This is a genomic window from Agrobacterium sp. V1, from assembly GCF_030518355.1.
GTDB classification, from domain to species: domain Bacteria; phylum Pseudomonadota; class Alphaproteobacteria; order Rhizobiales; family Rhizobiaceae; genus Agrobacterium; species Agrobacterium cucumeris.
Window position 1 is genome coordinate 2,382,069 of sequence record NZ_JAULSF010000001.1, and the last position, 22,314, is coordinate 2,404,382.

The 22,314-nt window shown below is 58.9% G+C and carries 19 protein-coding genes; 4 read left to right on the forward strand and 15 right to left on the reverse strand.

Annotation, left to right across the window (positions count from 1 at the left end):
* The first annotated feature begins 105 nt into the window (after positions 1 to 105).
* The gene (locus QSV77_RS11520; protein ID WP_003504949.1) at positions 106 to 582 is read left to right on the forward strand and encodes a chemotaxis protein CheW; all 477 of its coding nucleotides are present in this window, start codon (positions 106 to 108) and stop codon (positions 580 to 582) included.
* Between the two features lie 409 nt (positions 583 to 991).
* Positions 992 to 2,728, forward strand: a complete 1,737-nt coding sequence (locus tag QSV77_RS11525; protein ID WP_302733576.1) for a methyl-accepting chemotaxis protein — start codon at positions 992 to 994, stop codon at positions 2,726 to 2,728.
* A gap of 43 nt (positions 2,729 to 2,771) precedes the next feature.
* Here QSV77_RS11525 and fdhD read toward each other — a convergent pair whose 3' ends face one another.
* From fdhD to QSV77_RS11565, 8 genes are all read right to left on the reverse strand, one after another.
* Complete coding sequence (gene fdhD / locus QSV77_RS11530) at positions 2,772 to 3,587, reverse strand: formate dehydrogenase accessory sulfurtransferase FdhD (RefSeq protein WP_302733578.1); 816 nt, start codon at positions 3,585 to 3,587, stop codon at positions 2,772 to 2,774.
* 361 nt (positions 3,588 to 3,948) lie between these two features.
* On the reverse strand, positions 3,949 to 4,359 hold the full coding sequence (locus QSV77_RS11535; protein WP_003492358.1) for a F0F1 ATP synthase subunit epsilon: 411 nt from the start codon (positions 4,357 to 4,359) through the stop codon (positions 3,949 to 3,951).
* A gap of 129 nt (positions 4,360 to 4,488) precedes the next feature.
* Entirely contained in the window at positions 4,489 to 5,943 is a 1,455-nt protein-coding gene (atpD, locus tag QSV77_RS11540) for a F0F1 ATP synthase subunit beta (RefSeq protein ID WP_035221615.1), read from the reverse strand.
* 23 nt (positions 5,944 to 5,966) lie between these two features.
* The gene (locus tag QSV77_RS11545; RefSeq protein ID WP_142842309.1) at positions 5,967 to 6,845 is read right to left on the reverse strand and encodes a F0F1 ATP synthase subunit gamma; all 879 of its coding nucleotides are present in this window, start codon (positions 6,843 to 6,845) and stop codon (positions 5,967 to 5,969) included.
* 31 nt (positions 6,846 to 6,876) lie between these two features.
* Complete coding sequence (gene atpA / locus QSV77_RS11550) at positions 6,877 to 8,406, reverse strand: F0F1 ATP synthase subunit alpha (RefSeq protein WP_003492364.1); 1,530 nt, start codon at positions 8,404 to 8,406, stop codon at positions 6,877 to 6,879.
* Entirely contained in the window at positions 8,406 to 8,972 is a 567-nt protein-coding gene (locus QSV77_RS11555) for a F0F1 ATP synthase subunit delta (RefSeq protein WP_193559537.1), read from the reverse strand. Before QSV77_RS11555 ends, atpA begins: the two co-directional genes overlap by 1 nt.
* Positions 8,973 to 9,233: 261 nt before the next feature.
* Positions 9,234 to 9,620, reverse strand: coding sequence for a phage infection protein (locus QSV77_RS11560; RefSeq protein ID WP_142842307.1), 387 nt, complete (start codon positions 9,618 to 9,620; stop codon positions 9,234 to 9,236).
* 80 nt (positions 9,621 to 9,700) lie between these two features.
* Entirely contained in the window at positions 9,701 to 11,917 is a 2,217-nt protein-coding gene (locus QSV77_RS11565) for a primosomal protein N' (protein WP_302733581.1), read from the reverse strand.
* Positions 11,918 to 12,038: 121 nt separating this feature from the next.
* Here QSV77_RS11565 and QSV77_RS11570 point away from each other — a divergent pair, with 121 nt between their 5' ends.
* Positions 12,039 to 12,986 (forward strand): tyrosine recombinase XerC, encoded by a 948-nt coding sequence (locus tag QSV77_RS11570; protein WP_302733582.1) that lies wholly within the window; start codon positions 12,039 to 12,041, stop codon positions 12,984 to 12,986.
* An 80-nt stretch (positions 12,987 to 13,066) separates the two neighbouring features.
* Positions 13,067 to 14,164 carry a TraB/GumN family protein gene (locus QSV77_RS11575; RefSeq protein ID WP_302733583.1) on the forward strand — a complete coding sequence of 366 codons (1,098 nt, stop codon included), beginning with the start codon at positions 13,067 to 13,069 and terminating at the stop codon, positions 14,162 to 14,164.
* Here the strand turns inward: QSV77_RS11575 and QSV77_RS11580 are convergent.
* From QSV77_RS11580 to QSV77_RS11610, 7 genes are all read right to left on the reverse strand, one after another.
* Complete coding sequence (locus QSV77_RS11580; RefSeq protein WP_302733584.1) at positions 14,148 to 14,636, reverse strand: DUF2867 domain-containing protein; 489 nt, start codon at positions 14,634 to 14,636, stop codon at positions 14,148 to 14,150. The genes QSV77_RS11575 and QSV77_RS11580 overlap by 17 nt on opposite strands.
* A gap of 111 nt (positions 14,637 to 14,747) precedes the next feature.
* The gene (locus tag QSV77_RS11585; protein WP_302733585.1) at positions 14,748 to 15,248 is read right to left on the reverse strand and encodes a cytochrome b; all 501 of its coding nucleotides are present in this window, start codon (positions 15,246 to 15,248) and stop codon (positions 14,748 to 14,750) included.
* Between the two features lie 127 nt (positions 15,249 to 15,375).
* Complete coding sequence (lpdA, locus tag QSV77_RS11590) at positions 15,376 to 16,782, reverse strand: dihydrolipoyl dehydrogenase (RefSeq protein WP_302733586.1); 1,407 nt, start codon at positions 16,780 to 16,782, stop codon at positions 15,376 to 15,378.
* 67 nt (positions 16,783 to 16,849) lie between these two features.
* Complete coding sequence (locus QSV77_RS11595) at positions 16,850 to 17,494, reverse strand: LysE family translocator (protein WP_302733587.1); 645 nt, start codon at positions 17,492 to 17,494, stop codon at positions 16,850 to 16,852.
* Positions 17,495 to 17,507: 13 nt separating this feature from the next.
* A complete protein-coding gene (locus QSV77_RS11600) occupies positions 17,508 to 17,921 on the reverse strand; it encodes an MAPEG family protein (RefSeq protein ID WP_302733588.1) in 414 nt (137 codons plus the stop codon).
* Between the two features lie 69 nt (positions 17,922 to 17,990).
* Complete coding sequence (gene odhB / locus QSV77_RS11605) at positions 17,991 to 19,220, reverse strand: 2-oxoglutarate dehydrogenase complex dihydrolipoyllysine-residue succinyltransferase (protein WP_302733589.1); 1,230 nt, start codon at positions 19,218 to 19,220, stop codon at positions 17,991 to 17,993.
* 53 nt (positions 19,221 to 19,273) lie between these two features.
* Entirely contained in the window at positions 19,274 to 22,270 is a 2,997-nt protein-coding gene (locus QSV77_RS11610; protein ID WP_142842298.1) for a 2-oxoglutarate dehydrogenase E1 component, read from the reverse strand.
* Positions 22,271 to 22,314 lie beyond the last annotated feature (44 nt).

Genomic DNA, 22,314 nt, shown 5'->3' on the forward strand with positions numbered 1-22,314 from the left:
ATAGTATTTCCGGCTGTTCAGGCACCAGGCAGAACGCCAAATCCGCATATGCAAGTGTCGGTGCACTTGCGCCGGCCTCCACAGCGAGCATTGGGAAGAATTCTGATGGCAATGATAAACTCTACCAATTTTGGCGGTGAGACGCTGGAAATCATCGCGTTCCGCCTGCACGATCAGGAATTCTGCGTGAAGACGACGACTATCCGCGAAATTCGCGGCTGGGCGCCTTCCACGCCTATTCCCCACGCGCCGAAAGACGTTATCGGCGTCATGAACCTGCGCGGCTCGGTCATTCCGATCATCGATCTGGCCCACAAGCTCGGCATGAAGAGCACCGTCGCCAATGAAAGAAGCGCCATCGTGGTGGCCGAAGTGCACAACATGGTCATCGGCATGCTGGTTGACCGCGTGTCCGACATCCTGACGATCCCGGCAAACCAGGTTCAGCCGGTTCCGGAAATCTCCGCTTCTTTCGACAAGTCCTATTCCGAAGGCATCATCGCCAACGAACATGGCATGATCTGCTTCCTGAACCTTGCAAAGATGTTCAAGGGAACGGAAGCGGAAGATCTCGCGGCTTAAGCCCGCCTACTGGCGGGCTTCCCCTCAAAGGTTTGCATTCTGACGCAGACAAAAGAGACAAGCCCGTTTCGCTCCAGATATCGACAATCAGGCCAGACCGCCGGAGCATCGCCCGGCGGTTTTGTTTTTTCTATTCCTGCGTTTTGTAAATAAGAACATTTTAATATTATAGATATCTAATATTAAAAGCTGAAAATCAGTACCGCACCGACACGCATCTCGCGGGTCCGATACCTGACCTAGGCCGACAAGACGCAAGTGCCTGCATTGCCGCTTTTGGCGGCAAACCTGTTCGTTGTTCAACATGATACGGCGCGGAACGCATCCTCTTATGCGGCTGGCCGCGCTGTGGCCGATATTCGGGGGACGTCCAATGCTGGGGTTAGGGAAAAGCGCACATAACCGAAACATGCTCGATGCGATCTCCAGATCGCAGGCGGTCATAGAATTCGATCTTAAAGGTAATATTCTCACGGCAAACCGCAATTTCTGCGCGGCGCTGGGTTACGATCTTGCCGAAATCACCGGCAAGCACCATCGCATCTTCTGTGACGGCGAATTCGCCGCATCGCGTGCCTATCAGGAGTTTTGGGAATCTCTCGCCCGTGGCGAGTTTCAGGCCAAGGAATATCGGCGTATTCGCAAGGATGGCGCGGTTATCTGGATCGAGGCTTCCTACAATCCGGTTTTTCGTTCGGGCAAGCCCTACAAGGTGATCAAGATCGCCACCGATATTACCGCCAAGAAGATCAAGGCCGCAGAAGACGCAGGCAAACTGGAGGCGCTCTCCCGCTCGCAGGCCACCATCGAGTTTTTTCCCGACGGCACGATCATCACCGCCAATCCAAATTTCTGCGCCACCGTAAATTACGACCTCAAGGAAATCGAGGGCAGGCACCATCGCATGTTCTGCGATCCGGCCTATGCCGCCTCGCCCGCCTATGCCAGTTTCTGGCAGCGGCTGGCAGCGGGAGAATTCATCTCGGATGAATTTGTTCGCTATGGCAAGAACGGCAAGGAAATATGGATTCAGGCCGCCTATAATCCAGTTCTGGATGACGCCGGCAAAGTGGCAAAAGTGGTGAAATTTGCCACCGACGTAACGCCACGCATGAGCGCCATCACTGTTCTTGCCGATGCCCTGCGGGCCCTGGCCGATGGTGATCTTGTGCAGCGCCTCGACAACAGTTTCGTGCCCAGCATGGAGAAGTTGCGCCAGGACTTCAACGAAGTTGTCGGCAAACTTCAGGCCACCATGCAGACGATCGCCCATAATGCCTCCACCATCGCATCAGGCTCGGGCGAAATCCGCATTGCTGCCGATCAACTCTCGCAGCGCACCGAACAGCAGGCCGCCTCGCTGGAAGAGACGGCAGCGGCCTTGGAAGAAATTACCACGACAGTAAGCGATGCCAGCCAGCGCGCCGGCGAAGCTGGCAAACTGGTGCTGCGAACGAAAGATCATGCCGAACATTCGGGCGAAATCGTTCAGCAGGCGATTTCCGCGATGGACGCCATTTCGCGTTCGTCCGGCGAAATCACCAACATTATCGGTGTCATCGATGACATTGCCTTCCAGACCAATCTTCTCGCACTGAATGCGGGCGTTGAGGCCGCCCGCGCCGGTGAGGCAGGCAAGGGTTTCGCCGTTGTGGCGCAGGAGGTCCGCGAGCTTGCACAACGTTCCGCCGTGGCCGCCAAGGAAATCAAATCCCTTATCAACACCTCGCGCGAACAGGTCGCCAATGGTGTGGACCTCGTGGGCAGAACCGGCAGCGCCCTCAAGGATATTCAATCGCAGATGGGCGAAATCGACGTCAATGTTTCGGCCATCGTCGAGGCATCGCGCGAGCAGGCCAACGGGCTGAGGGAGATCAATCAGGCCGTCAACGTCATGGATCAGGCAACCCAGAAAAACGCCGCCATGGTGGAGGAAACCACCGCCGCCAGCCACGGCCTCGCCAATGAGGCGGAAAACCTGCACGAACTGCTGCGGCAATTCACAATATCAAATGAGACCGCGGCAGCACCCGTTCGTCCAGCCGACAGGAAACCGGCCATGGTTACCAGATTGCCGGCACCACAGGCGCGATATTCCGCACCAAGGTCTCACGGAAACGCAGCAGCAGAATGGGCGGAGTTTTAGCCCCCTGAAACCGCAAGGCCGCTAAGGGACGTGGTCTTAAATGTCAGAAAACAATCCGATCCGCGCGGGTGAAGATTTCAAAGTCTTCACCCCGCACCAGCGCAATGAGGGTGACGCCCGCCCTATCGGCCGTTTCAATGGCAAGCGCTGTGGGCGCAGAAATCGCCGCCAGAACGGCACTGCCGAGGATCGCCGTCTTCTGGACCATCTCTACCGACAGGCGACTGGTGACAGCCACCATGCCAGCACCGGAAGATATGCCCGCATTCATGACCGCACCTGCCAGTTTGTCGAGCGCGTTGTGGCGGCCGACATCTTCACGCACCGCCAGCAATCCCTCGTGAACGCTATAAAACCCCGCACCGTGAACAGCCCTTGTCTCCCGGTTGAGGCTTTGTGCGTCAGTCAGCGCCTTCATCGCGGCAACGATATGATGGGCATCAACGGAGATTTCTACCTCGCTCACATCCGGCACCACGCGAACCGCCTGCTCTATGGATTCGATGCCGCAAAGACCGCAACCGACCGGACCTGCCATGCTCCGTCTTCTGGCTCGCAGGGCATCGGCATTGGCATCCTGCAGATCCACCTGAACATCATAGCCTTGCGCGGCCTCGATCACTTCGATGGAACGGATTTCGGCACGCGACGATATGATGCCCTCTGTCAGGCTGAAACCGACGGCGAAATCGATGAGGTCGGCCGGACTGGCCATCATCACGGCATGCGTACTACCGCCGTATGAAAAGGCGACCGGCACTTCTTCCGGCACAGAGCGCTCGCCCTCGATTATGAACCCTTCCCGCCGCGCGGTTCGCGTGAACCTTCGGTAACTTGCCTCTGCTGACACGGCTATCATTCCTCCATGGCCAAAACTGCCTCGCCTCACTCCCGATCGAAAAGCAGCATTTTTCTCCAACATCACATCTAGCCCATAGCGGTGAAAACCGGAATCAATTTCCCAAGCATCACCTGCTGGAACAGACCCGGCGGCCACGCACCGCGTCTTTGCTTTCGCCGATTTTCCGGCAGAGCAGTGATCTGCTTTCTGCTCGAGTGCTCCAGAGAGGTCAAACGGCTCGCAACACGCGCCTGAAAAAGAAGAGACGGCCTTTTCTCCTCAGAGAGGGGCAATAGCCGAAAACAAAAAAGCGACCAAAGGCCGCTTTTTGTTTTGAATATTGTGTGGGCAGTCATTCTTTCGAACCCGCCCGGTGCTTTCAAGCGGCGACGAGAACCTCATGCAGGTTCGTCAGTTCGTAAAGGTGCTTTTCAAGCTTGGTCAGATGCTCGTGGTGGTGATTGCCCTCTTCGATTTCGGCCTTGGCCGCATCAATACGCTTCTGCAGCGTGTCGGGGGACATATCATCGGCCGAAACGGCGGATTCCGCCAGAAGCGTACAACCGGTCGGGAGAATATCAGCAAAACCGCCGAAAACGACGTATTTATGCGTCTCACCGGAGGCGAACTTCACCGTCACCAGACCCGGCTTGATCGTCGTCATCGTCGGAGCGTGATTGGCCAGAACCGTCATCTCACCCAGCGTTGCCGGGATGACGACTTCCGTAACCGTTTCGGAAACGAGCAGACGTTCCGGGGAAACGAGATCGAATTTGAAACTGTCAGCCATGGCTATTCACTTCTTTTCAATTACGCGGGCGTCACGGACTTCATTGCTACAACGCCGGCATCACCATTCTGGTTTCGCCACCGTTGCCGGCAAGGCGCGCAGTTGAACCACGCGCCCGCCAATTCATTATCAGGCGGCTTCGCCAGCCAGCTTCTTTGCCTTTTCGATGGCTTCTTCCATCGAACCGACCATGTAGAAAGCTGCTTCCGGCAGGCTGTCATATTCGCCGTTGACCAGACCCTTGAAGCCCTTGATCGTGTCTTCGAGCGCAACGAGCTTGCCCGGCGAACCGGTGAAGACTTCAGCGACGAAGAACGGCTGCGACAGGAAGCGCTCGATCTTACGGGCGCGGGCAACCGTCAGCTTGTCTTCTTCCGACAGCTCGTCCATGCCGAGGATGGCGATGATGTCCTGAAGCGACTTGTAGCGCTGCAGGGTCGACTGAACCTTACGGGCAACTTCGTAATGCTCTTCGCCGACGATCATCGGGTCGAGCATACGCGAGGTGGAGTCGAGCGGGTCAACAGCCGGGTAAATACCCTTTTCAGCAATCGAGCGCGACAGAACCGTCGTTGCGTCAAGATGCGCGAACGAGGTTGCCGGCGCCGGGTCGGTCAAGTCGTCGGCGGGAACGTAAATCGCCTGAACCGAGGTGATCGAACCCTTGTTCGTGGTGGTGATGCGTTCCTGCATCTGGCCCATGTCGGTTGCCAGCGTCGGCTGATAACCCACGGCCGAAGGAATACGACCGAGCAGAGCCGACACTTCCGAACCAGCCTGCGTGAAGCGGAAGATGTTGTCCACGAAGAACAGAACGTCCTGGCCTTCGTCACGGAAGTTTTCAGCGATCGTCAGACCGGTCAGAGCAACGCGAGCGCGGGCGCCCGGCGGTTCGTTCATCTGGCCGTAAACGAGCGCAGCCTTGGAGCCTTCGCCGCCGCCGAGCTTGTTGACGTTCGATTCGATCATTTCGTGGTAGAGGTCGTTACCTTCGCGGGTACGTTCACCCACGCCGGCGAATACCGAATAACCACCATGCGCCTTGGCGACGTTGTTGATCAGTTCCATGATGAGAACCGTCTTGCCAACGCCGGCGCCGCCGAACAGGCCGATCTTGCCGCCCTTGGCGTAAGGAGCCAGAAGGTCGACGACCTTGATGCCGGTGACGAGGATCTGCGCTTCAGTCGACTGCTCGACGTAAGACGGTGCATCCTGGTGGATGGCGCGCTTCTTGGCCGTGGTGATCGGACCAGCTTCGTCAACCGGCTCGCCGATGACGTTCATGATGCGGCCGAGCGTTTCCGGACCGACCGGAACTTCGATCGGTGCGCCGGTGTTGGCGACGGCCTGACCGCGGACGAGACCTTCGGTCGAGTCCATGGCGATCGTGCGGACGACGTTTTCGCCGAGATGCTGCGCGACTTCCAGAACGAGGCGGTTGCCGTTGTTCTCGGTTTCGAGCGCGTTCAGGATCGGAGGCAGTTCGCCTTCGAACGCCACGTCGACAACAGCGCCGATAACCTGGGTAACCTTGCCCGCGCCGTTCACCGCTGCGGTTTTCTTGGGGGTAGCTGCCTTAGCCATTATCCTTACCCTCTTTCCTTACCTCAGAGCGCTTCCGCGCCCGAAATGATTTCAATGAGTTCCTTGGTGATCTGAGCCTGACGCTGACGGTTGTAGGAAAGGGTCAGCTTGTTGATCATCTCACCGGCATTGCGCGTTGCATTGTCCATCGCGCTCATCTTGGCGCCCATTTCACCGGCAACGTTTTCGAGCAGAGCCCGGAAAACCTGAACCGAAATGTTGCGCGGAATAAGGTCTTCCAGAATAGAAGCCGCATCCGGCTCATATTCGTAGACGGCGTTCTGCGTCGTCTCATCCGCTTCCACAACAGGCGTAGCGGCCGGAATGAGCTGCAGGCCGGTCGGGATCTGGCTGATGACGGACTTGAATTCCGAATAGATCAGCGTGCAGACGTCGAATTCACCCGCGTTGAAGAGCGAGATCACCTTCTTGGCGATCTGGTCGGCATTTTCAAAACCGACCTTCTTCACTTCGCGCAGTTCGACGCGCTCGATGATGTTGGCTGCAAATTCGCGGCGAAGGCTGTCGTAACCCTTCTTGCCAACCGTGATGATCTTGACCGTCTTGCCTTCCGAAATCAGCTTGCGGGCATGATCGCGGGCAAAACGGGAAATCTGCGAGTTGAAACCGCCGCAAAGACCACGTTCAGCCGTGCAGACGACGAGCAGATGCACGTCGTCCTTGCCGGTGCCGGTCATCAGCGCCGGAGCAACGTCTGCCTCGACCGCCGAGGCGATGTTGGCAAGAACGGCGCTCATGCGCTGAGAATAAGGCCGGGCGGCCTCCGCAGCTTCCTGGGCGCGCCGAAGCTTCGCCGCGGCGACCATTTTCATCGCCTTGGTAATCTTCTGCGTCGCCTTCACGGAGGCAATGCGGTTTTTCAGATCCTTTAGTGAAGGCATCCGTTATCCGTCCGAGTAAAAGAGCCCTGATTTAAGAGAAAGACTTGGCGAAGGTATCAAGAGCGCCCTTGAGCTTGCCCTTGGTATCGTCGCTGATAGCCTTTTCCGTGCGGATGGTGTCGAGGATCGCCTTGCCTTCCGAGCGGAGGTAGGAGAGGAAACCCTGCTCGAACTTGCCGACCTGTGCGACCGGGATCTTGTCGAGGTAGCCGTTGACACCAGCGAAGATCACCGCAACCTGCTCTTCCGTCTTGAGCGGAGAGAACTGCGGCTGCTTCAGAAGCTCGGTCAGGCGGGCACCGCGGTTAAGCAGGCGCTGCGTGGACGCATCAAGGTCCGAGCCGAACTGGGCAAAAGCGGCCATTTCGCGATACTGGGCGAGTTCACCCTTGATCGAACCGGCAACCTGCTTCATCGCCTTGATCTGAGCGGCAGAACCAACGCGCGAAACCGACAGACCGACGTTAACGGCCGGACGGATGCCCTGGTAGAACAGGTCGGTTTCAAGGAAGATCTGGCCGTCGGTGATCGAGATCACGTTGGTCGGAATAAAGGCCGAAACGTCGTTACCCTGGGTTTCGATGACCGGCAGAGCCGTCAGCGAACCTGCGCCCATTTCGTCGGAGAGCTTTGCAGCGCGCTCGAGAAGACGGGAGTGAAGGTAGAAAACGTCGCCCGGATAAGCTTCGCGGCCCGGAGGACGACGCAGCAGAAGCGACATCTGACGATAGGCAACGGCCTGCTTGGAAAGGTCGTCGTAACCGATGAGAGCGTGCTTGCCGTTGTCACGGAAATATTCGCCCATGGCGCAGCCGGCAAACGGAGCGAGGTACTGCATCGGAGCCGGATCGGAAGCCGTTGCGGCAACGATGATCGAGTACTGCAGCGCGCCGCGCTCTTCCAGAACCTTGACGAACTGGGCAACGGTCGAACGCTTCTGACCGATAGCGACGTAGACGCAATAAAGCTTGTCGCCGTCAGGGCCATTGTCGTGAATGGCCTTCTGGTTCAGGATCGTGTCGAGAATGATCGCGGTCTTGCCGGTCTGGCGGTCGCCGATGACGAGCTCGCGCTGGCCACGGCCAACCGGGATGAGCGCGTCGATAGCCTTGAGGCCGGTCGACATCGGCTCATGAACCGACTTGCGCGGAATGATGCCGGGAGCCTTGACGTCAACGCGCGAACGCTTGGCGGCATTGATCGGGCCCTTGCCGTCGATCGGGTTGCCAAGCGCGTCAACGACGCGGCCGAGCAGTTCCGGACCAACCGGAACGTCAACGATAGCGCCAGTCCGCTTTACGGTGTCGCCTTCCTTGATGTCACGGTCCGAACCGAAGATAACCACACCGACGTTGTCGGCTTCAAGGTTGAGTGCCATGCCGCGGATGCCGCCGGGGAACTCGACCATTTCACCGGCCTGAACATTGTCGAGGCCGTAAACGCGGGCAATACCGTCACCGACGGAAAGCACCTGACCGACTTCCGAGACTTCCGCCTCGTTGCCGAAATTTTTGATTTGATCTTTCAGAATTGCGGAAATTTCCGCGGCGCGGATATCCATCAGCCAACCTCTTTCAGTGCAAGCTTAAGGGTGGAAAGTTTGGTGCGAAGAGACGTATCGATCTGGCGGGAACCGACCTTGACGATCAGGCCGCCGAGGATCGACGGATCGACGGTAACGGAAATCGTCACATCCTTGCCGGTAACGCTCTTCAGCGCCGCTTTCAGTTCAGTTTCCTGCGCCTCGTCGAGCGCATGTGCCGAGGTGACCTCGGCGGTGATTTCGCCGCGGTGGGCGGCGGCAATGGTGCGGTAGGCGCGGATCATGCCGGGAACGGCAAAGAGACGGCGGTTACTGGCAACGACCTTGAGGAAATTAACAGCAAGACCGGCAATGCCGGCCTTCTCGCAGATCGCGGTGATTGCCTTGAACTGATCCTCGGCGGAAAATACCGGGCTCGCAACCAGACGCTTCAAATCGTCGCTTTCGTCGAGAAGTGCACCGAACTTGTCCAGATCGGCTCCAACCGCTTCAACCGCACCCGCTTCCAAAGCAAGCTCGAAAAGCGACGACGCATACCTTTCCGCTACACCGGATGTTCCCTGGGAGGTGTCTGCCACGGGCACTTTTTCCCTGCTAATCATCCAAGATCATCAGCGAGGGGGCTCCACCGCATCAAATTCTTGAAATCGTTTCAATTTCCCCGAAAAAGACCGGAATTCCCCCCTGCCTTTTCCCAATTTCGCGGTCCGTCTAGCATAGGACGCCGGGACTCGCAACACGCGTAATAGCGGAAAGCGCCGTTTGGGCAAGGGGGAATGCGTTTAAATTTTCCGTTTTCGCTCAGGATGCGGGTTTGGTGCGGCACAAAAGCCCAAAAGCCCGCCTCAGACCAGCCCGAAGACGTAGCTCAGCGAGAGCGCGGACAGCAGAAAGTGTACAACCAGGAGTATGAAATTCCGCATGGTTGCGCCTCCATCCGAGAGAATGGAGAGAATGCCGCCGAATACGCTGAGACCGAAAGCCGCACCGAAAGCGAGATAGACCATGGGCTGCGCCAGAAGCAGGGCGGCAGCGCCGAGACCAAGATAAAAGCCGGCAAGCGACGAACGCACAAGCGCATAGCCGTCCCTGCGCTCACCAGCCGGCAGAAGACCGAAAGCGCGCAGCGTCATCCCGGGTGCGAACATGAAAAAAAGGCCGATCACGGCCGACACCGCTGCCGCACCGAAGGCCAGCTGCTCGCCGAATTCGGCAGGAAAATAAAACTCCATCTCGTTCCCCAAATCATTCTTTTCGCCTGCTGCGTTATGACACGGTCATGACAGCGGGAAAACGCCTTGATTGGCAAAGTTCAAAGGAAACTTTGCGGATCGATATCAAGCTGCACATGCACGCTGCCCCGTTCCTTGGGGCCATTGGCCAGCAGTGTTCGAAGAAAGGACTGCATGTCGGAATTGCGTCGCCCGTGCACCAGCAGACGGAAACGATGGCGGCCACGGATCAGCGCCAGCGGCGCTTCCGCCGGGCCAAGCAGCATGATGCCCGTCACCTGCGGGGCAGCCGCCCTCAAACCCCGCGCATGGGTTTCGGCATCTCCGCGCGTATCGGCGGAAACGATGATCGAGGCAAGACGTCCAAAGGGCGGCAGAACGGCCTTTTCCCGCTCAACGATCTCTCTTTCATAAAAGGCGGAGGCATCACCCGAAACGATTGCCTGCATGACGGGATGCTGTGGCTGGTAGGTCTGCAGCAGGCCATGGCTCTTCAACCCTGTGCGCCCGGCGCGCCCCGTCACCTGCGAGAGCAGCTGGAACGTTCGCTCCGCCGCGCGTGGGTCACCATTGGCAAGGCCGAGATCGGCATCAACGATGCCGACTAGCGTCATCAGCGGAAAATTATGCCCCTTGGCGACGAGCTGCGTGCCGATGACGATGTCCGCCTCACCCTTGACGATCGCCTCCAGCTCCAGCCGCAGGCGCTTGACGCCCATGAGATCGGAGGAGAGCACGATGGTGCGGGCCTCGGGGAAATGTTTCTCCACCTCTTCGGCAATGCGCTCTACGCCCGGCCCGCAAGCCACCAGATGATCGAAGGTGCCGCACTCCGGGCAATGGTCCGGCGTCGGCTCATTGTGGCCACACTGGTGGCACTGCAACTGATTGCGAAAGCGGTGCTCCACCAGCCAGCTGGAACATTGCGGGCACTGGAAACGATGGCCGCAGACCCGGCAAAGCGTCAGCGGCGCATAACCGCGGCGATTGAGGAACAGCAGCGCCTGCTCACCCTTCTCTATGGTCTTGCCGATGCCACGCAGCAGGACGGGTGAGAGAAACCCTCCCCGCTCCGGCGGATGGCGGCGCATATCAACGAGATGCAGGTCTGGCATCGCCGCATCGCCGAAGCGCGTGTGCAGGTGGATGGTATTGTAACGCCCCGAACTGCCATTGACCTGGCTTTCCACCGACGGCGTTGCCGACACCAGCACGACAGGAAATTCTGCGATCCGCGCCCTGACGACGGCCATGTCACGGGCATTATAAAAGACGCGGTCTTCCTGCTTGTAGGCGGGGTCGTGCTCTTCATCGACGATGATGAGACCGAGATTGTCGAAGGGCAGGAAAAGCGCCGAGCGCGCGCCGGCCACCACCTTCACCTCGCCCGTCACCGCCTGCCGCCAGACCTTCTCGCGCATGCGCGGCGACAGGTCCGAATGCCATTCCGCCGGTTTCGCGCCGAAACGATCCTGAAAACGCTCAAGAAAGGCCGCCGTCAACGCGATTTCAGGCAAGAGGATGAGAACCTGCTTGCCCTGCCGGAGCGTCTCGGCCACCGCCTCGAAATAAACCTCGGTTTTACCCGAACCGGTCACACCATCGATCAGCGAAACATGAAAGCCGCCCTTGCGCACATCTTCAAGGATTTCCGAAGCGGCCTGTTTCTGCGGGCCTTCCAGCCGCGGCTCGACATAATCGGGATCAGGCTCGGCCACGACAGGCGGCGCCGGCAGAAAAACCGTCTCGAACACTCCCTGCTTGACGAGACCGTCGATGACGCTGGTGGAAACGCCGGCGGCATGGGCGAGCCCGCTCTTCGTCCAGCCATGCCCTTCCGCCGCCAGTTCCATGACCCGTTCGCGGGCGGGGGTCAGGCGTTCTGGCCGGCCTTCGGTCAGCCGAAGCCCCTCGATCATCGGTTCTGGATCGAAAGCGGCAGGCGCTCTGAGCGCCATGCGCGCCACCAGGCCGGGCGGCGAAAGCGTATAGGCGGCGACCCAGTCGACGAAGCGGCGCATCTCCGCCTTCAGTGGCGGGCATTCGAAACTCTTGGTGATGGGCCGCAGCTTCTTCGGATCGACACCCTTCTCGCCGGCATCGTCCCACACCACGCCGAAGACCTGCCGGGGCCCGAGCGGCACCTGAACGACGGAACCGGTCTCCACCACCATATCTTCAGGCACGGCATAACTATAAGGCCCGGGCGCCGGCATGGGCACGAGAACGGGCACCGTGCGCACGGGCGCCGGCGGGTCAAACAGAGCTCCAAACAGATTGGACGAATCTTTTGCCATGATGTGGCGACCATGCCCCGGCGAAATGAAAAAGGAAACCGCCCGCATGTAGTGGGCGGGCTTTGCAAAGTCCACCTCTTAACCAAATGCTGACCATAAGAGCATAGCGTTCAGACACGGAATGGAGCGCTGCGTGACTGAAATCCTGACATTTGCCGAACCCGATCTGTTGAACGAACGCCAGTCCTGGCTTGCAGCACTTGCCGGTGAACGCCGTCTTTCTGACAATACCGTGGAAGCCTATGAGCGCGACACCCGCCAGTTCCTGACGTTCCTTACCGGCTACATCGGCAAACCCGCCGCCATTGCCGATATAGCCGATCTGCGCCCGGTCGATCTTCGCGCCTTTCTGGCCAACCGGCGCAAGGAAGGTGCCGGCGCGCGTTCACTCGGCCGGCATCTGGCGGGGCTGCGCTCCCTTCTTCACCACCTGCAAAAAAAAGGCCTCGTCAATGCGGCCGGCGCCACCGCGATGCGCGCACCAAAACAGCCGAAATCGCTGCCGAAGCCGCTGACCGATCGACAGGCCCTGAAGATCACCACGGCCGAGGCACAGTTGAACGAGGAACCGTGGATCGCCGCCCGCAATGCGGCAGTCCTGTCGCTGCTTTATGGCTGCGGCCTCCGTATTTCCGAGGCGCTCGGTCTGACGCCGGCCGATTTTCCGCCGGGCGCCCGCAGCCTGCGCATCACCGGCAAGGGCAACAAGACGCGCATCGTGCCGCTGCTGGCAGTGGTGACGGAAGCGGTCGATGCCTACAGGAAGCTTTGCCCCTATGCTCTGGCGGCGAATGAACCGATGTTCCTTGGCGCACGCGGGGGGAAACTCCAGCCCGCCATCATCCAGCGGGAAATGCAGAAGCTGCGCGGCGCTTTCGGCCTGCCGGAAAACGCCACGCCACATGCGCTGCGCCATTCCTTCGCCACGCATCTTCTGGCCGGCGGCGGCGATCTGCGTACAATTCAGGAACTGCTCGGCCATGCCAGCCTTTCCACCACCCAGGTCTATACCGGTGTCGACACCGCAAGACTGCTGGAAATCTACGACAATGCCCACCCGCGCGCATGACGCAGGAAATGGTTAACCATAAAAATTAACCAGACATCCAAACCGCCGTTCTATAAGCGAACAAGAACCGGATTGGACCCATGCACAGCCTGATAAAGCCACAAAACTTCACCGCCACCCTGATGGGCAAAACCGGCGACGCCCTGCTCTGGCTGCTGGCGGCCCTGCATGTAACTGCCATCGCCATCCTGCTCATGACGTTGCTTTCGCTGGGTGAAGCGGAAGCCGCAGAGCAACAGATCACCTGCACCGGCAGTGATATTCTCGTGGACATGCGCAAGACCGATCCGCAGGCTTTCGCAAAGATCGAACAGGAAGCGGCCGCGATCCCCAATGGCAAGGGCAATTTCTGGCGCATTGAAAAGGCCGGAACTGAGCCGTCCTATCTTCTTGGTACGATGCATGTCACCGATCCACGCGTTCTGGAAATGCCTGCCGCTGCGACACCTGCCTTCGAAAGAGCCGCAACTGTCATCGTGGAATCGGACGAAATCGTCGACGACAAGAAGGTCGCGACCTCATTGCTGAGCAAACCCGAACTCACCATGTTTCTGGATGGCAAGTCGATCACCGATATTTTGTCACCCGAAAATGTTGCGCGTCTGGAAAAGGGTCTGAAGGAGCGTGGCATTCCGCTGAATGCCGTATCGCGCATGAAGCCATGGATGCTCTCAAGCTTCGTCGCCCTTCCGGCCTGCGAGTTCGCCCGCAAGGCAACCGGCCTTTCCTTTCTCGACAAGAAACTGGCCGAAGATGCGCTCGCAGACGGAAAACGTCTCGTCGGGCTGGAAACGATGGTCGAACAGTTGACGGCCATGTCAGAACTGCCGATGGAATTTCATCTCCAGGCTTTGATCGAAACGCTGGAACTCGGCGATCGCATGGATGACGTGATGAAGACCATGACCGATCTCTACGTCGCCGGCGATATCGGCATGACCATGCCCATGCTGAAAAGCCTGGATCCCAAGAAGGCAGTGGCAGAAAGCGAACAGGGTTACGCTGCCTTCGAGCAACGCATCATCACCGATCGCAATCACGTCATGGCGGATCGAGCTACCCCCGAGCTTGCCAAAGGCAATGTCTTCATGGCCGTCGGCGCGCTGCACCTGCCGGGTGAAGAAGGCGTGATCGAATTGCTGCGCGCAAAGGGCTTTACGCTCACGCGGGTCGACTGACGGTCTCATCCCTAATCTTGACGGGCCGAACATTGGTGCAAAACGGGCGCATCGTCGCTGGCACGATGCGGCGATGAAACGGCCCCACCACGAGAATGTAAAGCCGCCCAAAGACATTCTTGCGCCTGACGATGGTGGTGACATTCACCAACTGGCAGTTAGGGCCCCTTTCGAGATCGACAACGATCCGGAAATCGAGATGGTGATCATCGAAGCCGAGAACTGTCCGCTGCGGCGTGGATGACAGAACCGGAAAACCGCCCGCCGAGATGCCTGCCGCCAGCTCGACCGTTTTCAAGCCGAAAAGCAAGACGATGCGGTTTCGAAGCGCCATCAGGCTGCTGATCCATGCCGGGGGATGATCGAGAAGAAGCCTGCTCACATCCAGTGACGACGCTTCCGGCGTCACCATCTCGCCTTCAAAACAATCCCGCCAGTCAGCGCCCGGCAATATGTCTTCGCTATATTGCATTCCTGAACCCCAGCCGCACGATGCGCTGGAGTTCACCATCTGCTTTTTCAGCCGGACAGAAAACGCGACAAACCGCCGCTTGGCATTTCCGAAAAAAATATGAAGCCTGTCCTAGCCGTGTGTCATTCGTTTCAGAACATTGGTGCGCCAGTAGAACTGGTGAACCAGAACAGCTGCGACGTGACCGACGATCAACACCCACATCAGCACCTTGAAGGGGCCGGAATGTAACTGCCCTGCCGGCTGAGCACCGAAGTAATAGGCGGCTATACCGGACAGAGGCAGGACAAAGAAAAGGGCGTAAAAGGTGAAATGCGCCACTTTGGCGGCGATCTGGAATGGCCGGGGTTCCTCGGCAGGATGCGGCGGCACACCCTGAAAAAAGCGCAGACAGAGGCGCAGAACCGCAAGCAGCAGGACTGCAAAACCAACATAGGCGTGAATATTCGCCGAAGAAATCTGCTCCGGCGTCAACGTCCCACCCTGCCGCATCAGCCGATAGGCATGAGCCATGGCGTCGGGAAACAGCAGGTTGAAGAAGATCAGAAGCGCCATCGCCCAGTGAAGGACGCGCTGCGGAACGGAGAAGGAAACTTGACTGGAATACGCCATTTTATTGCCTTTTATCAAAAGGTTAGACAGGCTATGGCGCAAGTATGAAAAACCCCGGCCTGCATGGCAAGCCGGGGTTCAGCAGATGACTGAAATTTAATATTTGAGCGTCAGGCTCAAACACCAATCACATGTGGATCGGCTTGAAGAACGTCGCAAGCGCTGCTTCCTTCACGGCTTCCGACATTGTCGGATGCGCATGGCAGGTGCGGCCAAGATCTTCCGAAGAACCGCCGAATTCCATCAGCACGGTGATCTCGTGGATCATTTCGCCAGCACCGAAGCCGACGATGTGGCCGCCGAGAACCCGGTCGGTTTCCTTGTCGGCAAGAATCTTCACGAAACCATCCGTCACCTGCATGGCGCGGGCGCGGCCATTGGCGGTGAAGGGGAACTTGCCGACCTTGTAAGCGACGCCAGCGGCCTTCAGTTCTTCCTCGGTCTTGCCGACGGACGCGATTTCCGGCTGGGTATAGACGACTGCCGGAATGACGTCGTAGTTCACATGGCCGCGCTGGCCGGCGAGGATTTCCGCAAGCGCAACGCCCTCGTCTTCCGCCTTGTGCGCCAGCATCGGGCCCTTCACCACGTCGCCGATCGCGTAGATGCCATCGACATTGGTCTTGTAGTGGCCGTCGATTTCGACGCGACCGCGGCTATCGAGCACAACACCGGCTTCCGCAAGGCCGAGGCCTTCGGTGTAGGGCTTGCGACCGGTGGAGATCAGCACGACATCAGCTTCGAGCGTTTCGGCAGCACCACCCTTGACCGGCTCGAACACCACCTTTGCGCCGGTGGCGGTCTTTTCAACGGCCGTTACCTTGGCACCGAGCTTGAAATCAAGGCCCTGCTTGGCCAGCAGACGCTGCGACTGCTTGGAAACTTCGCCATCCATGCCACCGAGAATATTGTCGAGATATTCGACGACGGTCACCTTCGCACCAAGACGCGACCAGACCGAACCAAGCTCGAGGCCGATGACGCCACCGCCGACAACAATCAGCTTTTCCGGAACCTTGGAAAGAGCGATCGCGCCGGTGGAGGAGACGATGACGTTTTCATCGATATCGACCTGAACACCCGGAATGCCGGCAACATCAGAACCGGTGGCGATGACGATGTTCTTGGCTTCGATTTCCTGGCTCTCGCCCTTGTCGTTGGTGACGGAAACCTTGCCGGCGGAAACCACCTTGCCGGTACCCTGGAAGGCATCGATCTTGTTCTTCTTGAACAGGAAGGCGACGCCATCGACATTGGCCTTCACTACGCCGTCCTTGTGGCCCATCATCTTTTCAAGGTTCAGCTTCGGCGCGGCGACTTCGATACCAAGCGAATCGACGCCATGGGCAACATGGGCAAAGGTTTCGGACGCGTGCAGCAGCGCCTTCGACGGAATGCAGCCGACATTGAGGCAGGTGCCGCCATAGGTCGCACGCTTCTCGATGACAGCGACCTTCAAGCCCAGCTGTGCCGCCTTGACCGCGCAAACATAACCGCCGGGGCCCGTGCCGATTACAACTACATCATATGCCATGTTCGTTTTCCTGATTGATGTCGGGCAAGATACCGGATCATTGCCCTGCTTGCGTTTGACCTGAAATTCAGGCCGCTTTTTCCGTTGCGAGTTTTATACCGAGTGCAATGAAGACCACGCCGCTGGTGCGGTCGATCCATTGGCTGGCGCGCTGAAATGCGGCGCGCATGCGTGGCGTCGTCATGAACAGGCTGACGCCGACGAACCACAGGATAAGGCAGCTCGCCATGACGAGACCATATCCGAATTTGATGGCGACCGGCGTATGGGCATGAACCACCGTCGAAAAGATCGACAGGAAGAAAAACACCGGTTTGGGATTGAGCGCATTGGCGGCAAAACCGAGCGTGAACGCCTTCAGTGCCGTCTGGCTGTTTTTGACCTGAGCGCCACCCTCGCCTTCAGCCGACGGTAATTCCGTCTTGCCGGCGCGCAGCGCCTTGACGCCGATATAGATCAGATAGGCGACGCCAAGCCATTTGACGATGTTGAAGAGATAGATCGACTGGGAAATGATGAGACCAAGTCCGAGGATCGTATAGGTGACGTGGAACATCAGCGACGTTCCCACACCGAAGCTGGTGACGATGGCCTGCCTGCGCCCATGCACCATGGCCTGGCGCATGACCATCGCAAGATCAGCGCCGGGCGACACGATCGCGAAAGCGAAGATCGCCATCAGGGATGCAAGTTCGATCAAATACTGATGCATCTGAAACAAGCCTCTAGAACATCAAAACGAAAAGCATCAGGGCGAGGCCGAGCACGGAGCCGAGCCAGACCAATGAGCGGATATAAGGCACGCCGGCCAGATAAAGCGGTATGTAAATCACCCGGCAGATCAGCCATATCCAGGCGCCGGTCAGTGCCAGTCCGGACGGATCGCCGGCCATGATGACGCCGAAGGCAAGTGCTATGAAAGCGGGATAGGTTTCCCGGAAATTTTCAGACGCGCGGGCTGCACGGCCGGTAAGCCTGCCTTCCGGTTTCTTCTCCGCATCCCGCGGGCCGGCATTCCAGTCCAGCCCCAGTTCCCGCGTCGCCGTCATGGCTTGCAGCATGATGTGCACAGCAAGCAACAGGACGCTGAGACCGATCAGCGGTAAAAAGGGGGAAGCGGCAAGAAATGTCGGCTGCACTTTCGCTCTCCTAATGCGATTTCAGCGGGACCTCAGTTGAAATCCCGCTGAAAGGAAAAGCAAGACCGATTAGAGATCGAGAACCAGACGTTCCGGATCTTCCAGGCTTTCCTTGACGCGAACGAGGAACGTCACGGCTTCCTTGCCGTCAACGATACGGTGATCGTAGGAGAGTGCCAGATACATCATCGGGCGGATGACGACCTGACCGCCGATGGCGACCGGACGCTCCTGGATCTTGTGCATGCCGAGAATACCCGACTGCGGCGCGTTGAGGATCGGCGAAGACATCAGCGAACCGTAGACACCACCATTGGTGATGGTGAAGGTGCCGCCCTGCATGTCGGCCATGCCGAGCGAGCCGTCACGCGCTGCCTTGGCGAGGCGGCCGAGTTCCTTTTCGACGCCGGCGATGGAGAGCTGATCGGCATCACGGATGACAGGAACAACGAGACCCTTGTCGGTGCCGACAGCCATGCCGACGTGACAATAGTTCTTGTAGATGATGTCCGTGCCGTCGATTTCAGCGTTGACAGCAGGCAGTTCCTTCAGCGCGTGGGTCACGGCCTTGGTGAAGAAGCCCATGAAGCCGAGCTTGACGCCATGCTTCTTCTCGAACACGTCCTTGTAGCGGTTGCGCAGGTCCATGACCGCGCTCATGTCCACCTCGTTATAGGTGGTGAGCATGGCGGCGGTGTTCTGTGCATCCTTCAGGCGACGGGCGATCGTCTGGCGCAGGCGGGTCATCTTCACGCGCTCTTCGCGAACCTGATCCTGCTCGGCGGAAACCGGACGGGGAGCAGCAGCAACCGGAGCCGGAGCGGCGGCAGGTGCCGAAACGCCCTTGGCGACAGCGGCGAGAACGTCGCCCTTCAGAACCTGGCCACGCTTGCCGGAACCATCGACCTGATCGGCAGACAGGTTGTTTTCAGCAAGCAGCTTGCCGGCGGCAGGTGCCGGCGGCATGCCGCTGGCGGCGGGCGCAGCAGTGGTTGCTGCGGGTGCCGGTGCGGCAGCGGCGGCAGGCTTTGCAGCCGGTGCGGCGGTTGCAGCGCCGGCAGCACCTTCGGCGATCTGGCCGAGAAGCGCGTCAAGACCAACGGTCTCGCCGTTCTGTGCAACGATTTCGGTCAGCACGCCGGAGGCAGGCGCCGGGACTTCAACGGTAACCTTGTCGGTTTCCAGTTCAACGAGAGGTTCGTCGGCCTTGACGGTATCGCCGACCTTCTTGAACCAGGTGCCGACGGTCGCTTCGCTGACGGATTCGCCGAGGGTTGGTACGCGGATTTCAGTGGCCATGATCTAGTTCCGTTATTCAGGTGTCTTTTTTGCGGGGCGATGCGGGAGAGTTCTCACTCTCCCAGCGCGTCTTCCAGGAACGCAGCAAGCTGCGCCAGGTGCTTGGACATCAGGCCGGTCGCCGGAGAGGCGGCAGCCGGACGGCCCGTGTAACGGACCTTCTGGTACTTGGCGTCGATATGCGCCAGAACCCATTCCAGGTAAGGATCGATGAACGACCACGAACCCATGTTCTTCGGCTCTTCCTGGCACCAGACCATTTCCGCGTGGCGGAAACGGGAAAGCTCGTTGATGAGCGCCTTTGCCGGGAACGGATAAAGCTGTTCGACGCGCAGCAGGTAGATGTCGTCGATACCGCGCTTTTCACGCTCTTCGAGAAGATCGTAATAGACCTTGCCGGTGCACATGACGACACGGCGGATCTTCGAATCCTTCTGCAGCTTGATCGGACCATCCTTGATGACTTCAGCATCGTCCCACAGGAGACGGTGGAAAGAGGACTCGCCGGCCAGCTCCGCCAGCGAAGAAGTGGCGCGCTTGTGACGCAGCAAGGACTTCGGCGTCATCAGGATCAGCGGCTTGCGGAAGTCACGCTTCATCTGGCGGCGCAGAATGTGGAAGTAGTTGGCAGGCGTCGTCACATTGGCAACCTGCATGTTGTCTTCCGCACACATCTGCAGCCAACGCTCCAGACGGGCCGACGAATGCTCCGGACCCTGACCTTCATAACCATGCGGCAGAAGGCAGACGAGACCGGACATGCGCAGCCACTTGCGCTCACCCGACGAGATGAACTGGTCGAACACCACCTGCGCGCCGTTGGCGAAGTCACCAAACTGGGCTTCCCACAGCGTCAGCGCATTCGGGCGGGCAAGCGAGTAGCCATATTCGAAACCAAGAACGGCTTCTTCCGAAAGCATCGAGTTGATGACTTCGTAACGGGCCTGCGTCGGGGCGAGATTGGCGAGCGGGATGTAACGCTCTTCGGTCTCCTGATCGTACAGAACCGAGTGGCGCTGCGAGAATGTGCCGCGTTCGCAATCCTGGCCGGAAAGACGGATTTTGTGGCCATCAACGACAAGCGAACCGAAAGCCAGAGCTTCCGCCATCGCCCAGTCGATGCCTTCGCCCGTCTCGATCATCTGCGAGCGGTTTTCCATGAAACGCTGGATCGTGCGATGCGCGGTGAAACCTTCAGGAATGGTCGACAGCTTCTTGCCGATTTCCTTCAGCTGCTTCATCGGCACGCCGGTCTTCCCACGACGCTGCTCATCGGCATTGTCGGCAGCGCGCAGGCCCGACCACTGACCATCCAGCCAGTCGGCCTTGTTCGGCTTGTAGGACTGACCTGCCTCGAATTCCTGCTCGAGATGCGCGCGCCAGTCGGCCTTGACCTTCTCGAAGTCACCTTCGGTGATCAGGCCTTCCGCGATCAGGCGGTCGGCATAGATGCGGGCAACGGTCTTGTGGCCACGGATGACCTTGTACATCTTCGGCTGCGTGAACGCCGGCTCATCGCCTTCGTTATGGCCGAAGCGGCGGTAACAGAACATGTCGATGACGACAGGCTTGTGGAACTTCATGCGGTATTCGGTCGCAACCTTCGCCGCATAGACAACCGCTTCCGGATCGTCACCGTTGACGTGGAAGATCGGTGCTTCGATCATCTTGGCGACGTCGGACGGGTAAGGCGACGAGCGCGAGAAGGCCGGGTTCGTCGTGAAACCGATCTGGTTGTTGATGATGAAATGCATAGTGCCGGCAACGCGGTGACCGCGCAGGCCGGACAGGCCGAGAATTTCAGCAACGACGCCCTGACCCGCAAAAGCGGCATCACCGTGCAGCAGCAGCGGCAGCACCTTGGCGCGTTCGGAAAGCGGAATGATGTCGCCGTCCCACTGCTTGGCCAGCTGGTCCTGCTTGGCGCGCGCCTTGCCCATGACGACAGGGTTGACGATTTCAAGGTGCGACGGGTTGGCCGTCAGCGACAGGTGAACCTTGTTGCCGTCGAATTCGCGGTCGGAGGAGGCACCCAGATGGTACTTCACGTCGCCCGAACCCTCGACATCGTCAGGCTTGAACGAACCGCCCTTGAATTCGTGGAACACGGCGCGGTGCGGCTTGCCCATGACGTTGGTCAGGACGTTCAGGCGGCCACGGTGGGCCATGCCGAGAACGACTTCTTCCAGGCCTTCCTGGCCGCCGCGCTTGATGATCTGTTCGAGCGCCGGGATCAGCGATTCACCGCCATCAAGGCCAAAACGCTTGGTGCCCTTGAAACGCACGTCGAGGAACTGCTCGTAACCTTCGGCCTCGACCAGCTTGGACAGAATGGCCTTCTTGCCCTCAGGCGTGAAGTCCACACCCTTGTCCGGGCCTTCGATGCGTTCCTGAATCCAGCCCTTTTCTTCCGGGTTGGACATGTGCATGAATTCGACGCCGAGCGTCGAGCAATAGGTGCGCTCGAGAATCTCGACCATCTCGCGCACGCTCGCATATTCGAGGCCGAGCACGTTATCGATGAAAATCTTGCGGTCGTAATCGCTTTCCTCGAAGCCGTAGGACTTCGGCGAAAGCTCATTGTAATCTTCGACGGCGCTGGCGATGCCGAGCGGATCGAGCTTGGCATGCAGGTGGCCGCGCATGCGGTAGGCGCGGATCATCATGATGGCGCGAACGCTGTCACGGGTCGCTTGCAGTACTTCCGCTTCGCTGACGGGCTTGCCGGTCGCGGCGCTCTTCGTCTCGGCCTTCGCCTGAACCTTTTTCTCGATGGCCTTCTCGACCGTGGCCCAGTTGCCGTCGAGTGCGGATACCAGTTCGCCATTTGCCGGGATCGGCCAGTTGGCGCGCTTCCAGGAGGCGCCTTGTGCGGCCTTCTTCACGTCTTCCGGATTATCGGACAACGCCTTGAAGAAGCTCTGCCACTCCGGCGACACGGAAGAGGGATCCTCTTCGTACCGGGCATAGAGCTGCTCGATATAGGCTGCATTCGCGCCGTCCAGAAACGACGTGATCTGAAACTGCTCGTTCGCTTCTTGCCTTGCCATTGTGTTCCTGCGGACTTGTCCGTCCGCCTCCTCGATGCCGTTAG

Coding starts and splice junctions, on each gene's coding strand:
- QSV77_RS11520 (WP_003504949.1), top strand. CDS start 106: ATGGCAATGATAAACTCTACCAATTTTGGCGGTGAGACGCTGGAAATC.
- QSV77_RS11525 (WP_302733576.1), top strand. CDS start 992: ATGCTCGATGCGATCTCCAGATCGCAGGCGGTCATAGAATTCGATCTT.
- fdhD (WP_302733578.1), bottom strand. CDS start 3,587: ATGATAGCCGTGTCAGCAGAGGCAAGTTACCGAAGGTTCACGCGAACC.
- QSV77_RS11535 (WP_003492358.1), bottom strand. CDS start 4,359: ATGGCTGACAGTTTCAAATTCGATCTCGTTTCCCCGGAACGTCTGCTC.
- atpD (WP_035221615.1), bottom strand. CDS start 5,943: ATGGCTAAGGCAGCTACCCCCAAGAAAACCGCAGCGGTGAACGGCGCG.
- QSV77_RS11545 (WP_142842309.1), bottom strand. CDS start 6,845: ATGCCTTCACTAAAGGATCTGAAAAACCGCATTGCCTCCGTGAAGGCG.
- atpA (WP_003492364.1), bottom strand. CDS start 8,406: ATGGATATCCGCGCCGCGGAAATTTCCGCAATTCTGAAAGATCAAATC.
- QSV77_RS11560 (WP_142842307.1), bottom strand. CDS start 9,620: ATGGAGTTTTATTTTCCTGCCGAATTCGGCGAGCAGCTGGCCTTCGGT.
- QSV77_RS11565 (WP_302733581.1), bottom strand. CDS start 11,917: ATGGCAAAAGATTCGTCCAATCTGTTTGGAGCTCTGTTTGACCCGCCG.
- QSV77_RS11570 (WP_302733582.1), top strand. CDS start 12,039: ATGGAGCGCTGCGTGACTGAAATCCTGACATTTGCCGAACCCGATCTG.
- QSV77_RS11575 (WP_302733583.1), top strand. CDS start 13,067: ATGCACAGCCTGATAAAGCCACAAAACTTCACCGCCACCCTGATGGGC.
- QSV77_RS11580 (WP_302733584.1), bottom strand. CDS start 14,636: ATGCAATATAGCGAAGACATATTGCCGGGCGCTGACTGGCGGGATTGT.
- QSV77_RS11585 (WP_302733585.1), bottom strand. CDS start 15,248: ATGGCGTATTCCAGTCAAGTTTCCTTCTCCGTTCCGCAGCGCGTCCTT.
- lpdA (WP_302733586.1), bottom strand. CDS start 16,782: ATGGCATATGATGTAGTTGTAATCGGCACGGGCCCCGGCGGTTATGTT.
- QSV77_RS11595 (WP_302733587.1), bottom strand. CDS start 17,494: ATGCATCAGTATTTGATCGAACTTGCATCCCTGATGGCGATCTTCGCT.
- odhB (WP_302733589.1), bottom strand. CDS start 19,220: ATGGCCACTGAAATCCGCGTACCAACCCTCGGCGAATCCGTCAGCGAA.
- QSV77_RS11610 (WP_142842298.1), bottom strand. CDS start 22,270: ATGGCAAGGCAAGAAGCGAACGAGCAGTTTCAGATCACGTCGTTTCTG.